This is a genomic window from Pelomonas sp. Root1217 (assembly GCF_001425705.1).
GTDB lineage: Bacteria > Pseudomonadota > Gammaproteobacteria > Burkholderiales > Burkholderiaceae_C > Pelomonas.
Genome location: NZ_LMDC01000028.1, coordinates 426,246 through 438,745 on the forward strand (window position 1 = coordinate 426,246; position 12,500 = coordinate 438,745).

The window sequence follows — 12,500 nt, forward strand, 5'->3', positions numbered from 1 at the left end:
GCTCAGTAATAGTCGACGGCCTTCTTCGAGGCCGCCTTCTTCTTGCCCTTGGGCGGCGCGCCCAGCAGCTCGTCCAGGCCGCGCGCCACCGCCCAGGCGGCGCGCACGCGCGACTCCCGCGTCGTGCCGGCCAGCCGCGGCGTCACCTGCAGCGTGGCAATGCCGTGCAGCGGCCGTCCTGCCTCCAGCCAACCCGGCTCGAGGCTGTCGAACCAGGCGGCTCGCAGCTTGCCGCTGCGCAGCGCCCGGCCCAGAGCCGCCTCGTCGACGACGCCGGACTGGCTCAGGCCGACCAGGACCTGGCCTGGGCGCACGTTCTCCAGCTGACGGTCGCCAATGAGCCCGCGAAAGCGCTGAAAGTAAGGCAGAAGCAGCACCAGGCCATCGCTGTGCTCGACGAGTTCGCTCAACGAAACCGAATCGATGCCCCAGCGTGCCCAGGTCGCGTCGCTCGGATGCAGGGCCGGGTCATAGCCGATGACCCGTGCACCGAAGGCATGCAGCAGTTGGGTCAGTACCTGGGCCGTCGGCGTCAGGCCCAGCACGCCAATCGTCGAACAGCCCAGCTCCCGCCCCACTTTGAGGCCGTCGCTGCCCTCGATGGGCACTCGCCTGAGCAGGCTGAGCAGGGCACCGACAGCGAACTCCGCCTCGGCGCTGGCCGTCGAAGCCTGGGAGCGCACGACCTCCACGCCCGCCTTGCGGCAGGCCTCGATGTCGATGTTCTCCGCGCCGCCGCTGGCACGGCCGATGGCGCGCAGGCTGGGCGCGCCGCGCAGCAGTTCGGCATCGATGCGCACGTCAGGAGGCGCCACCAGGGCACGGGAGTCCTGCAGCGCCTCTACCAGGCCCTCCGGATCACCCACGAGTTCAGGCGCAAAGCGGGCATCGTGGCGTTCGGCCAGCCACTGCACCACCTCGGCTTCCAACGGTTCAAGGATCAGGACTGTCATTGTTTGTATGTGCCCGACTCAGGGGTCAGATCGTCACAACCTGCGTGACACAATCGTTGCGACCCTGTCAACCCAGTGTATGCCCATGGCTTCTTCGTCCAAATCGCCGATCACCAAGGCCATCTTCCCGGTTGCCGGCCTCGGCACCCGCTTCCTGCCAGCCACCAAGGCCCAACCCAAGGAGATGCTGCCGGTTGTCGACAAGCCGCTGATCCAGTACGCCGTGGAAGAGGCCTACGCCGCCGGCGTGCGCGAGATGATCTTCGTGACCGGCCGCCACAAGCGACCCATCGAGGATCATTTCGACATGACCTTCGAGCTCGAAGTGGCGCTCGAAAAATCCGGCAAGCAGGACCTGCTGGACGTGGTGCGCTCGGTGAAGCCCGATGACATGGAGTGCATCTATGTGCGCCAGGCTCAGGCTCTGGGCCTCGGCCACGCCGTGCTGTGCGGCCAGCGCCTGGTGGGCAACGAGCCGTTCGCCGTGCTGTTGGCCGACGACCTGATGGTGGGCGAGACACCCATCCTGAAGCAGATGGTGGAGCAGTTCGCCGACTGGCGCGCCTCCATCCTGGCCGTGCAGGAAGTGCCGCCCGAACACACCCGCCGCTATGGCATCGTCGCCGGCACCCAGGTCAACGACCACCTGATGGACGTGAACCGCATCGTCGAGAAGCCGGCGCCCGAAGACGCGCCGTCACGCCTGGGCGTGGCCGGCCGCTACATCTTGACGCCGGGCGTCTTCCATGAGATCGCCAACCAGCCGCGTGGCGTCGGCGGGGAAATCCAGCTGACCGACGGCATCGCCGGCCTGCTGCGCCGCGAGAAGGTGTTTGCCTACCGCTACGACGGCAAGCGCTACGACTGCGGCAGCAAGGAAGGTTTCCTGCAGGCCAACGTGGAGCTGGCCCTGGCCCACCCGCAGCTCGGCCCTGGCTTCAAGGAATTCCTGCAGGGGCTGAATCTCTAAGGCTTTGCGGGACAGACCGCGCGAGCGTAGCGAGTAGCTCTGTCCCCAACTGACTCAGGATTGGCTTTGCGGGACGGACCGGGCGCAGCGAGCAGCTCTGCCCCCAACTGACCAGGGCCTGCTCAGCGTCTGCGCAGCACGTGGATGAATTCGTCGGCCCGGGTTTCCTGGGCCACGAGTTCATTGCCCGTCTGGCGTGCAAAGGCCTGGAAGTCGCGCGTCGAGCTCGGGTCGGTCGCCACCACCCGCAGCAATTCACCGCTTTGCATCTCGGCCAGCGCCTTCTTGGCCTTCAGGATAGGCAGCGGGCAGTTCAGGCCCCGGGTGTCGATCTCGCGTTGGACGTCCATGGCTTCATTCTCGCTTCAGGTCAAGCCATTGGGGTTCGAGGCCCTTGCTGCGCAGCCAGGTCGCGAGCGCCTGACCGGTGCCCTGTGGCCAGCAACGCACGTCCTCGGGCGCGATCAGCTTGTACTCGGCCAGCTCGGGCGACAGGCGGATGTCGCCCCGCGCAGCCGCATGATAGGCAATGATGATCTGGTTCATACGCTGGAAATCCCAGACGCCGAGCAGGTTCAGGCTGTCCACCTCTAGCGAAGTCTCCTCGGCGATCTCGCGACGGATGCCCTCCTCTGGCGTCTCGCCGGACTCCATGAAGCCCGTGATCAGGCCGAAGAAGCGCCCCGGCCAGGCCGCGTTGCGGGCCAGCAGCACCTGGCCGTCGCGGTCCGTGCATTCGATGACGGCGGCCAGCACCGGCGTCGGGTTGTTCCAGTGCGTGAAGCCGCAGGCCGGGCAGCGCAGGCGTTCCTTGTCGCCACCGTCCTCGGCCTGCGTGATCCAGCCCAGCTGCGTCGCGCAGACGGGACAGAACTTGTACTCCGTCATGCAGGAAACACACCCGTCGACAGATAGCGGTCGCCGCGGTCGCAGACGATGAAGGCGATGGTCGCGTTCTCGACGCGGCGGGCGATCTGCAGTGCCACCCAGCAGGCGCCGGCGGACGAGATGCCGGCGAACAGGCCCTCCTCACGAGCCAGGCGGCGCGCCATGTCCTCGGCGTCGCTCTGGCTGACCAGCACCAGTTCGTCCACGCCGCTCGGGTCATAGATCCTGGGCATGTAGGCCTCGGGCCACTTGCGGATGCCCGGGATGCGCGAGCCTTCGGCCGGCTGGGCGCCGACGATGCGCACCGCAGCGTTCTTCTCCTTCAGGAAGCGCGACACGCCGGTGATGGTGCCCGTCGTACCCATCGCACTGACGAAATGGGTGATGCGTCCGCCGGTGTCCTTCCACAGCTCGGGACCGGTGGTCTCGTAGTGGGCGCGTGGATTGTCGGCATTGGCGAACTGGTCCAGCACGCGGCCCTTGCCTTCGCCGGCCATCTGCTCAGCCAGGTCACGGGCGTACTCCATGCCTCCGGTCTTGGGCGTCAGGATCAGTTCAGCACCGAAGGCCTTCATCGTCTGGGCGCGCTCGATGGACAGGTCCTCCGGCATGATCAGCACCATGCGGTAGCCGCGGATGGCCGCGGCCATGGCCAGCGCGATGCCGGTATTGCCGGAAGTCGCCTCGATCAGCGTGTCGCCCGGCTTGATCTCGCCGCGCTCCTCGGCGCGCTTGATCATGCTGATGGCGGGCCGGTCCTTCACGGAGCCGGCCGGGTTGTTGCCCTCCAGCTTGGCCAGGATCACATTGCCGCGCGCGTCATCGCCGAGCAGTCGCTGCAGGCGCACGAGGGGGGTTGCGCCGATGACGTCTTCGAGGGTCGGGTAGCTCATGGGCGACGATTGTGGCAGCGGGAACAAAGCCGAGCCTTGTCGAGTGCATAATCCGCCCCTCGCGTGCAAAGCGCGATGCTGTTTCCGACGGGCCCGGGTGGCGAAATCGGTAGACGCAGGGGACTCAAAATCCCCCGCCGCAAGGTGTGCCGGTTCGAGTCCGGCCCCGGGCACCAGGCGAAACAGCAGCCGGCTTGTGCTGGCATACTCAAAACGACAAGCACCGGCCCTCCCGGTGCAGGCGCCCTCCTCGGGCGCAAGCCGCGCGATCCATGCCCCCACTGCCTTCAGTCACCAAGGCCTTCATCCTGGCCTGCGTCGGTGCTTTCTGCTTCTTCTACCTCTTCCCGGGGTGGGCCTATTGGTTCCAGCTCTGGCCGCTGAACTCGGGCTTCTTCATGCCCTGGCAGCTGTTGAGCTATGCCTTCCAGCATGGCAGCTTCGAGCATCTGCTGTTCAACATGCTGGGCCTTTGGATGTTCGGCGGCGAGCTGGAGCGCGTCTGGGGCGCGCGGCGCTACACGCAGATGCTGGTAGCCAGCGCACTGAGCGCCGCCATCGTGCAACTGATCTTTACCTGGGTCATCGGTGCCCAGTCGCCCACCGTCGGGGCCTCCGGCGCGATCTTCGGCCTGCTGCTGTCCTTCGGCATGCTGTTTCCCAACCGCATCATCGTGCCGCTGATCCCGCCGATCCCGATGAAGGCGAAATACTTCGTCGCCATCTTCGGCGGCCTGGAACTGATCCTGGGTTTCAGCGGCAGCAGCGGCATTGCCCACTTCGCCCACCTGGGCGGCATGCTGGGTGCCTGGCTGTTGATCCGCCACTGGCGCTCACCGCGGCGGCGTGGCTAGAGGCCTTCTTTCGGGGTTGAGTAGCGCAGGGCCAATCGCAGCTCGCGCCTGAGACGGGCATTGCTCAACCGGCGCGATTCGCTCCAGAAACTCAGCTGCATGGCGCTCATCCGTTCGGCCGCTTCCGCGCGCGTGATGCGCTCAGGCCGCGGCAGACCGCCAAGGTCAGCGGCCAGGTCGAAGTACTCGCCCATCAGCAACTGGCTGTCGTCGCAGACATTGACGGCGCGCTGCGGCAGGCCGCGCAGCAGCGCCAGCAGGCAGGCCTGCGCCAGGTCATCGGCATGGATGTGGTTGGTGTAGACATCGTCCTCCCGTCTCAACACCGGCGTGCCCCGCGCCAGGCGCTCGCGCGGGTGGCCTCCTTCGCGGTCGCGGGCATAGATGCCTGGGATGCGCAACAGGCTGATGCGCGTACCGTGGCGGCGACCGAAGGCGCGCAGTTGGGCCTCGGCGTCGACACGTCGGCGCGCGCGATCGGTCGCTGGCTCGAGGGCCCGCGTCTCGTCGATCAAGGCGCCAGCGCAATCGCCGTAGACGCCGGTCGTGCTCGCATAGACCAGCGCGGCTGGCGGCCGGCGCGCGAGGGCGGTGAGCAGGTTGCGGGTGCGCAGGTCCGCGTCGCCGTCGCGCGCCGGCGGCGCGAGATGCAGTACGAGGTCTGCCAGGCCGGCAAGGCGTGCGAGCGTCACTGCCTCATCGAGATTTCCAACCAGCGGGACAGCCCCTGCGGCCCTGAGTTCCGCGGCGCGGCTGGCCCTGGACGTCAGCGCAAACACACGCCAGCGGCCCGCGAGCAGCTTGAGGACGCGCAGGCCGACGTCGCCGCAGCCAATGATGAGGAGTCTTGGGGTCAAACCGGCCTCGGGCAAAATGGCGCGCAGTCTACGGCCCCGGAATTTCCTGCGGGGCCGCTGTATTTGGAAGCCATGTCCCATCAGATCACCATCCAGCCCGCCGGCCGCGTCTACACGACCGAGGGCGACGACACCCTGCTTGCCGCCGCGATCCGCAATGGCGTCGGCCTGCCCTATGGCTGCAAGGACGGCGCCTGCGGCTCCTGCAAGAGCAAGCTGCTGGAAGGTGCCGTCATCCACGGCAACCACCAGCCCAAGGCGCTGACCGCCGAGGAGGAAGCGGCCGGGTATGTGCTGACCTGCTGCGCCCGGCCGCAGACCGACTGCACCGTCGAGGCCCGCACGGTGCCCGGCGCCGGCGAGTTCCCGGTGCTGAAGCTGCCCAGCCGCGTCTCTGCCATATTGCGCCCGGCGCCCGACGTGGCCGTGCTGACGATGCAACTGGCGGCCAACCAGAACTTCCAGTTCCGCGCCGGCCAGTACGTCGAGTTCATCCTGCGTGACGGCTCGCGCCGCAGCTACTCGATGGCCAATGCGCCGCACAGCCTGCCGGGCCAGATCGAGCTGCACATCCGCCACATGCCTGGCGGCAAGTTCACCGACCATGTCTTCGGCGCGCTCAAGGAGAAGGACATCCTGCGCATGGAAGGGCCCTTCGGCAGCTTCTTCCTGCGCGAGGACAGCGACAAGCCTATCGTGCTGCTGGCCAGCGGCACCGGCTTTGCACCCATCAAGGCCATCATCGAACGCGCCCGCCACATCGAGTCGAGCCGGCCCATGGTGCTGTACTGGGGTGCGCGCAAGCAGGCCGACCTGTATCTGAACGACTGGGTCACGCAGATCGCCGCCGAGTGGCCGCAACTGACTTATGTGCCTGTCCTGTCCGAGCCCGACGAGGGCTGGACAGGCCGCACGGGGTTCGTCCACCGTGCCGTCATGGAAGACTTGGCCGACATGACGGGCCATCAGGTCTACGCCTGCGGCGCGCCCATCGTGGTCGAGTCGGCGCAGCGGGACTTCGTCGCGCAGTGCAACCTGCCGGCGGAAGAGTTCTACGCGGATGCCTTTACCTCCGAGGCGGACAAACATGCAAACGCGTAGCGTGGGCATGTCTGCCATGAGTCGCAACGACAGGCACTGATGTTCGAACCCCCGTGGACCCCTGCTGCTGAGCTGGTCGACGCGCTCAGACGCGATGGCGAAGCTGTCCTGGCTCCGAGTTCCCTCCCGGTCCTGGGCGTCTCGGCTGAAGAGTTGGCCGCCCTCAAGCCTTGCTGGGACGACCTACCGCCCGATGGCTACCTGCGCGATGGCGGCCGCTACCGCTTCCGCCGCCACGGTTGCTTCGTGGCCGAAGGTGACACGCTGACTCTTCAGCCCCACCGCGCCCACTGGCAGCCGCTGGACTACAACGCGCTGCACGGCGGCATCCAGCGCTGGTATGTGCCGCTGGCCCAGGAGATGGCCGCCGCGCCCGCCTGGACGGCCTTGCTGCTGGGCCTGGCCCGCACTGCGTCGGCGCTGAAGGGTGAGCAGCCCTGGTTCATCGAGGCCCACCCCTTTCGCATCGACACCAGCGACGGCATCGGCCGGCCGACACCCGAGGGCGCGCACCGCGACGGCGTCGACCTCGTGGCCGTGCTGCTTGTGGACCGCCATGCGATCAAGGGCGGCGAGTCGCGGGTCTTCGACGCCAACGGCCCGGCCGGGCAACGCTTCACGATGACGCGGCCCTGGACGACGCTGCTGCTGGACGATGCCCGCGTGATCCACGAAACCACGCCTATCCAGCCTTTGGTGGCTGGCGAACGCGGCTGGCGCGACACGCTGGTCCTGACCCTGCGTAGCGGCGGCTTCCAAGGTCCCTAGGCCACAGCCAGCAGCTGCCCCACGGCCTGTACCAGCAGGCGGTCGCTGACCGGCTTGTGCAGCACCGCCAACCCGCTGCGAGACAGCTGGGCCAGGCGATCCGGCGCGGTATCGCCGGTGATGATGATTGCCGGCGCCTCGCAGCCCTCGGCGCGCAGGGCGGCGATCAATTCCGCACCGGTGCGGTCGTCGCCCAGGCGGTGGTCGGCAAGCACAATGTCCGGCACGACGCCGCCACGCCATTGCGCCAGCGCCTCGTCCATCGTCGATGCCGTGTGCGCAATCCAGCCCCTGGCTTCCAAGCGTGCCCTGAGTGCTTGCCGGACTTCCGCATCGTCATCGACGACGAGGAAGTTCAGCTCGGCCGGCAGGTCGTCCTGCTGCACATGGACCGGCGCCGCTGCCAAGGCCGGCCGGTCATCGGCGCCGGAAAGCTCGAATTCAAAGCGGCTGCCCTGTCCCGGCATGCTGCTCAGTCGCAGTGCACTGCCCAGGCGTTCGGCATGGCGCCGGGCGATGGACAGCCCCAGGCCCACGCCCTTCTCGCTGGCGCGCGCCGCATTGCCAATCTGGAAGAAGTCATCGAAGACGTGGCTCTGGTCGGCGGGCGCGATGCCGACACCGGTATCGCTGACGCTGACCCGCCAACGGCCTGGTGTCGCGGCTTCGACCGCCAGCGTCACCGCGCCAGCAGGCGTGAACTTGATCGCATTGGCCACCAGGTTGTCGAGGATGCGTCGCAGGGTGGGCTCGTCGCCCAGGCCCAAGGCCTCGGGCGATTCGACCCGGATGCTCAGCCCCTGCTGACGGGCCTGCGGAGCCCAGGCGTCGGCCGTCTGCCGCAACAACTCGCCCAGATCGACGGTGCTCAGCGGCAACGGCGCCTCGCGCGCTTCCAGCCGCGAGATTTCCAGGTACTGCGCCAGCAGCGGGTCGGCGCGTGCCATCGCCCGGGCGATGCCCTCGCCGATCTGCTTCAGCCCCTCGTGACCCAGCAGCCGAGCATGCTCCTCCACCGCTTCGCCGTACCAGCGCATCGCGGCAACGGGTTGGCGCAGGTCGTGGCTGGCCGCGGCGAAGAAGCGCCCCCGCGCCACGATCGCCTCTTCGGCGCGGTCGCGTTCCACGCGCAGTTGCTCAGCCCAGGTCATCTCACGAGCTAGCACGGCGCCGTAGTCCCGGACATAGGAGCGCAGCACGACGAAAAACATGGCCAGCAGCAGCGCGATCGCGACACCTTCGACATCGGCGCGCGCCAGCCAGACGCCGCCAAAGGCGAGGAACAGCGGTGCCGCCCAGACGTCGTAGAGGTGCATCAGGCCCGCCAGATTGGGCGCGCCGCCCACCGTGAGACCCAGCATGATCATGGTGATCAGGTAGAGGCCTTGCGCGTCATGGCCGAGCAGCGTCAGCAGCACCGGAACCGGGCGCAGCAGGCCGATGACCACCAGCCAGTTGAACGCAATGCGGCTGACCCGCTGCGCTTCCTCTTCGGTGACGGCGGACAGCCTGGGCAACTGCCAGCTGCGTGCGAGGTTGACGCCTGTCATGACCACGAACCAGGCGGCCGCGGCAGTCTCCAGGCCATCGCGCCACAACGCCCACGCCACGAGGGCATGTGCAAGTGTGATGGGCCACTGCGCGCGCAGCACCTGCGAGCGCGCCATGACCAGCCGGCGCGCCAGGGCCGACTGCGCTGTTTCCGGCGTCATGCCTGGCTGCCGCCGACGACGCGGAAAACGGCTTCGCCGCGCCGCTGGGCCCCCACGGCCGCCAGCACACCGCGCACATGGGTGTGCACGGTATTGACGCCGATGTCCAGTTCGCGAGCGATCTCCTTGTTGCTCGCTCCGCGCAACATGATGCGAAACACCTCCGCCTGGCGCTCGGTAAGCGCGGGGAAACGCTGTTGCAAGGCTGCGGCGTCGTCGGGCGAAAGAGCCACCTCCGCCGTCGGCCTCGCCACCACGCGCGCGCGCTGCTGCAAGGCCCTGTCCAGCAGGAAGACGCCGCCGCCCATAGCAATCCGGATCGCCTCGATCAGCGTGGCGCCGCTCGCGCGCTTGGGCACGAAGCCCGCCAAGCCCAGCTCGAACACCCGCTGTGGCCAGGGCGTCGGGTCGCCGCCCGATACGACAAGGATGGGCGCCCGGGATCCAGTCGCGCGCAAGGCATCGATCACCGCCCGGCCGTCGTGCTGGCGGCCATCCGCACCGGTCAGATGCCAGTCCAGCAGGATCAACTCATAGGGCAGGTTCGTGGCCAGTTCGACGGCCACCGCCAGTTCACTGCTCTTGTCCAGGCTGAGATCGGGCATGCTGACCTGGAGAAAAGCCTCTAGTCCTTCCAGCACCAGGTCCTCGTCATCAATTAACAGAGCCCGCACATCCACCCCTCTCTATGGCGCTGTCATCCGCGCTTATGTCATCTCAGGTGCGAAGGTTAACCGTGCCGGGCGGTCCACTAAGATTGACCCCGGCCTCGCCAAAAGCGCGGCCATCCCTCCCCACTGCCGCGCCAAAAGCGCCCACCGCATGAACCCGACCTCCCTCTTCGGCCTGCCCGAACAGTCCCCGCATGAGCGCGTGCTGCTCGCCACCGACCCGGCCACCGGCCTCAAGGCCATCCTGGCCGTGCACAGCACCGCCCGCGGTCCCGCCTTCGGTGGCTGCCGCCTGTGGCACTACGAGTCCGAAGCCGCCGCGCTGAACGACGCGCTGCGCCTGTCCCAGGGCATGAGCCTGAAGAACGCGCTGGCCGATCTGCCCTTCGGCGGCGGCAAGGCCGTCATCCTGAAGCCCGAGGGCGCCTTCGACCGCCCTGCCCTGTTCGCCGCCTTCGGCCGTGCCGTGCAGTCGCTGGCCGGCGCCTACATCACCGCCGAGGACGTCGGCACGACGACCGCCGACATGCGCGGCATGCAGGCCGTGACGCCCTATGTGAGCGGCATCCCGCGCGAAGGCGCCTTCGGTGGCGATCCGAGTCCCAAGACCGCCTGGGGCGTGTTCGTCTCCATCCGGGCCGGCGCCCGTCTCGTGCTGGGCCGCTCCTCGCTGGACGGCGTGCGCGTCGCGCTGCAGGGCTTGGGCGCTGTCGGCTGGCATCTGGCCGAGTTCCTGCACAAGGCCGGCGCCAAGCTGGTCGTGGCTGACGTGGACGTGGCCAAGGTCGAGCGCGCCGTCGCGCAGTTCGGCGCCACCGCCGCCAGCGTGGCGGACATCCTGGCTGCCGATGTCGACGTGCTGGCCCCCTGCGCGCTGGGCGCCTCGCTGAACGAGAAGACGGTGCCGACGCTGCGTGCCAAGCTGATCGCCGGCGCAGCCAACAACCAGCTCGCCACGCCGGATGACGGCGACGCGCTGCAGCGCCGCGGCATCTGCTATCTGCCTGACTACCTGGTCAATGCCGGCGGCATCATCAGCGTGGCCCGTGAGTACCGCAACGAAGGCGAGGAAGCAGCCGTCATGGCCGAGGTCAGCAAGATCGCCGAGCGCGTGGAAGAGCTGCTGCAGCGCGTGCAGACGGCCGACTCGACGCCGGCGCGCGTGGCTGATGACTGGGCACGCTCCAAGCTCGTTCGAACGGCCTGAGTCAGCCCCTAGTTTGGTCGGGTGGTTGCGCCCGGCCAACACTAGAGAGGCCTCTCGAGTCCAGGGTTTGTCTTGTCCTGCGCGCGACACAAGCGCTGCGCAAAATCGCGCGGTTACGCACGATTACGGAGACAGGCCCATGACTAGAACCCCCCGTCCTGCGGGCGCGCTGCGCCCCCTGCTGGCGGCGTTGGCGCTGCTGCCGCTGGCCCTCGGCGCCGAGGCTGCCGGTTACCGCTTCGGCACCCAGAGCGCCGCCGGTGAAGGCACGGCCAATGCCAACGGCGCCGAGGCCGCCGACGCCAGCACCCTCTTTGCCAACCCCGCCGGCATCACGCGCCTGTCGGGCTGGAACTTCTCCGGCGTCGTTGACTACGTCGACCCCAAGACCCGCTTCACCGACCAGGGCTCCTTCATCTCCCTGCCCGGCTCCGGCCTCGCGCCGCGGTCGACGGGCACCGTCGGCGACACGATGAGCTTTGCCAAGGGCGCGGCTGTGCCCCATCTCTATGCGGCCTACAAGGCCAACGACAACCTGGCCTATGGCCTGGGCGTCTTCGTGCCCTGGGGCACCAAGCTCGACTACAGAGCCGACTGGGGCGGCCGCTACAACCTGCAGAAGGTTGAGCTGAAATCCATCTCGGTCAACCCCAACGTCGCCTGGAAGACCTCGCCCGAGCTGTCGCTCGCGGCCGGCCTGAACATCCAGTACATGGAAGGCAAGCTGCGCCGCGCCGTGCCCTATGCCTCCGTCTACGCCGCCGGCCTGCTCAACGCCGCCCATCAGGCGGCCGCGGCTGGCGCGCCGGGTCTGGCGCTGCAGCTGCAGCAGCAGGCCGCCACCGTTTTCGGCAACCCGGCCTATGACGGCTCCATCGCCGTCGAGGGCAAGGACTGGGGCCTGGGCTTCAACCTCGCCCTGCTGTGGGAGCCAGCCGCCGGCACGCGCATGGGCCTGAGCTACCGCAGCAGCGTCAGCCACAAGCTCAAGGGCAGCGCCGACTGGACCCAACCCAACAACCTGCCCGCCGAGGTGCTGGCCGCCATCACGGCCAAGCCCTACAACGGCGTCTCGGCCCTGGACCACAACGACTCCGACGTCAGCCTCTCGGTGCGCACGCCCGAGTCGCTGTCCATCCACGGCTTCCATCAGCTGACGCCCACCATCGCCGTCCTGGGTGACTTCACGATCACGCGCGACTCGCGCCTGAAGCAGCTGCGCATCGACTTCGCCAACAGCACGGCCGATTCGACGACCGCCGAGCACTGGAAGGACAGCACCAGGGTCTCGGTCGGCGCCCAATGGCAGGCCCTGCCGGCGCTACTGCTGCGGGGCGGCTACAGCAAGGACATGTCGCCCGTGCCCTCAGCGACGCGCAGCCCGGCCCTGCCCGATGCCCACCGGACCTGGGTCGCCCTCGGCGCCAACCTGGCCCTGATGGACAACGCCAGCGTCGACTTCTCCTTTGGCAAGGTGAAGCTCAAGGACGCGGCGATGAACGCGACCGATGACGGCGACGGCGAGCAACCCTGCAACTGCGCCTACTCGACCGCACGCGGCAACTACGCCTCCAAGGCCACCATCTTCGGTGTCCAGTTCAACTACAAGTTCTGAGGAGGCGAACA

Annotated in this window: 13 protein-coding genes and 1 tRNA gene; 7 read left to right on the plus strand and 7 right to left on the minus strand. The window is 68.1% G+C overall.

The window, feature by feature from the left end; genetic code table 11:
- Positions 1-2: 2 nt before the first annotated feature.
- On the minus strand, positions 3-953 hold the full coding sequence (locus tag ASC95_RS21955; RefSeq protein ID WP_082568005.1) for a D-isomer specific 2-hydroxyacid dehydrogenase family protein: 951 nt from the start codon (positions 951-953) through the stop codon (positions 3-5).
- Positions 954-1,032: 79 nt separating this feature from the next.
- Here ASC95_RS21955 and galU point away from each other — a divergent pair, with 79 nt between their 5' ends.
- The gene (galU, locus tag ASC95_RS21960) at positions 1,033-1,923 is read left to right on the plus strand and encodes a UTP--glucose-1-phosphate uridylyltransferase GalU (RefSeq protein ID WP_057299822.1); all 891 of its coding nucleotides are present in this window, start codon (positions 1,033-1,035) and stop codon (positions 1,921-1,923) included.
- Positions 1,924-2,045: 122 nt separating this feature from the next.
- Here the strand turns inward: galU and ASC95_RS21965 are convergent, their stop codons facing one another.
- Genes ASC95_RS21965 through cysM form a run of 3 tightly spaced genes read right to left on the minus strand, consistent with a single transcriptional unit; the run spans position 2,046 to position 3,704 of the window.
- Positions 2,046-2,273, minus strand: coding sequence for a sulfurtransferase TusA family protein (locus ASC95_RS21965; RefSeq protein WP_057299823.1), 228 nt, complete (start codon positions 2,271-2,273; stop codon positions 2,046-2,048).
- Between the two features lie 4 nt (positions 2,274-2,277).
- Positions 2,278-2,811 carry an NUDIX domain-containing protein gene (locus tag ASC95_RS21970; RefSeq protein WP_057299824.1) on the minus strand — a complete coding sequence of 178 codons (534 nt, stop codon included), beginning with the start codon at positions 2,809-2,811 and terminating at the stop codon, positions 2,278-2,280.
- Positions 2,808-3,704: a cysteine synthase CysM gene (gene cysM / locus ASC95_RS21975; protein WP_057299825.1), complete on the minus strand. Its 897-nt coding sequence runs from the start codon at positions 3,702-3,704 to the stop codon at positions 2,808-2,810. The genes ASC95_RS21970 and cysM overlap by 4 nt, the downstream gene beginning before the upstream one ends.
- A gap of 91 nt (positions 3,705-3,795) precedes the next feature.
- Between cysM and ASC95_RS21980 the strand changes: the two genes are divergently transcribed.
- Together ASC95_RS21980 and ASC95_RS21985 are read left to right on the plus strand one after the other, a co-directional pair.
- Positions 3,796-3,880, plus strand: a tRNA-Leu gene (locus ASC95_RS21980).
- 96 nt (positions 3,881-3,976) lie between these two features.
- Complete coding sequence (locus ASC95_RS21985; RefSeq protein WP_057299826.1) at positions 3,977-4,558, plus strand: rhomboid family intramembrane serine protease; 582 nt, start codon at positions 3,977-3,979, stop codon at positions 4,556-4,558.
- Here the strand turns inward: ASC95_RS21985 and ASC95_RS21990 are convergent.
- The gene (locus ASC95_RS21990) at positions 4,555-5,415 is read right to left on the minus strand and encodes an NAD-dependent epimerase/dehydratase family protein (RefSeq protein ID WP_235538012.1); all 861 of its coding nucleotides are present in this window, start codon (positions 5,413-5,415) and stop codon (positions 4,555-4,557) included. The genes ASC95_RS21985 and ASC95_RS21990 overlap by 4 nt on opposite strands.
- A 72-nt stretch (positions 5,416-5,487) precedes the next feature.
- On the opposite strand from ASC95_RS21990, the gene ASC95_RS21995 reads away from it, so the two are divergent.
- Both ASC95_RS21995 and ASC95_RS22000 read left to right on the plus strand, forming a co-directional pair.
- Entirely contained in the window at positions 5,488-6,516 is a 1,029-nt protein-coding gene (locus tag ASC95_RS21995) for a CDP-6-deoxy-delta-3,4-glucoseen reductase (RefSeq protein ID WP_057299828.1), read from the plus strand.
- Between the two features lie 39 nt (positions 6,517-6,555).
- Positions 6,556-7,284: a 2OG-Fe dioxygenase family protein gene (locus ASC95_RS22000; protein WP_057299829.1), complete on the plus strand. Its 729-nt coding sequence runs from the start codon at positions 6,556-6,558 to the stop codon at positions 7,282-7,284.
- Here ASC95_RS22000 and ASC95_RS22005 read toward each other — a convergent pair.
- The gene (locus ASC95_RS22005) at positions 7,281-8,996 is read right to left on the minus strand and encodes a hybrid sensor histidine kinase/response regulator (RefSeq protein ID WP_057299830.1); all 1,716 of its coding nucleotides are present in this window, start codon (positions 8,994-8,996) and stop codon (positions 7,281-7,283) included. The genes ASC95_RS22000 and ASC95_RS22005 overlap by 4 nt on opposite strands.
- Positions 8,993-9,676, minus strand: coding sequence for a response regulator transcription factor (locus tag ASC95_RS22010; RefSeq protein WP_082568006.1), 684 nt, complete (start codon positions 9,674-9,676; stop codon positions 8,993-8,995). Before ASC95_RS22010 ends, ASC95_RS22005 begins: the two co-directional genes overlap by 4 nt.
- Before the next feature lie 142 nt (positions 9,677-9,818).
- Here ASC95_RS22010 and ASC95_RS22015 point away from each other — a divergent pair, with 142 nt between their 5' ends.
- On the plus strand, positions 9,819-10,874 hold the full coding sequence (locus ASC95_RS22015; protein ID WP_057299832.1) for a Glu/Leu/Phe/Val dehydrogenase dimerization domain-containing protein: 1,056 nt from the start codon (positions 9,819-9,821) through the stop codon (positions 10,872-10,874).
- 139 nt (positions 10,875-11,013) lie between these two features.
- Positions 11,014-12,489 carry an OmpP1/FadL family transporter gene (locus ASC95_RS22020; protein ID WP_057299833.1) on the plus strand — a complete coding sequence of 492 codons (1,476 nt, stop codon included), beginning with the start codon at positions 11,014-11,016 and terminating at the stop codon, positions 12,487-12,489.
- Positions 12,490-12,500: the final 11 nt, after the last annotated feature.

Coding starts and splice junctions, on each gene's coding strand:
- cysM (WP_057299825.1), bottom strand. CDS start 3,704: ATGAGCTACCCGACCCTCGAAGACGTCATCGGCGCAACCCCCCTCGTG.
- ASC95_RS21970 (WP_057299824.1), bottom strand. CDS start 2,811: ATGACGGAGTACAAGTTCTGTCCCGTCTGCGCGACGCAGCTGGGCTGG.
- ASC95_RS21985 (WP_057299826.1), top strand. CDS start 3,977: ATGCCCCCACTGCCTTCAGTCACCAAGGCCTTCATCCTGGCCTGCGTC.
- ASC95_RS21965 (WP_057299823.1), bottom strand. CDS start 2,273: ATGGACGTCCAACGCGAGATCGACACCCGGGGCCTGAACTGCCCGCTG.
- galU (WP_057299822.1), top strand. CDS start 1,033: ATGCCCATGGCTTCTTCGTCCAAATCGCCGATCACCAAGGCCATCTTC.
- ASC95_RS22005 (WP_057299830.1), bottom strand. CDS start 8,996: ATGACGCCGGAAACAGCGCAGTCGGCCCTGGCGCGCCGGCTGGTCATG.
- ASC95_RS22020 (WP_057299833.1), top strand. CDS start 11,014: ATGACTAGAACCCCCCGTCCTGCGGGCGCGCTGCGCCCCCTGCTGGCG.
- ASC95_RS22000 (WP_057299829.1), top strand. CDS start 6,556: ATGTTCGAACCCCCGTGGACCCCTGCTGCTGAGCTGGTCGACGCGCTC.
- ASC95_RS21955 (WP_082568005.1), bottom strand. CDS start 953: ATGACAGTCCTGATCCTTGAACCGTTGGAAGCCGAGGTGGTGCAGTGG.
- ASC95_RS22015 (WP_057299832.1), top strand. CDS start 9,819: ATGAACCCGACCTCCCTCTTCGGCCTGCCCGAACAGTCCCCGCATGAG.
- ASC95_RS21995 (WP_057299828.1), top strand. CDS start 5,488: ATGTCCCATCAGATCACCATCCAGCCCGCCGGCCGCGTCTACACGACC.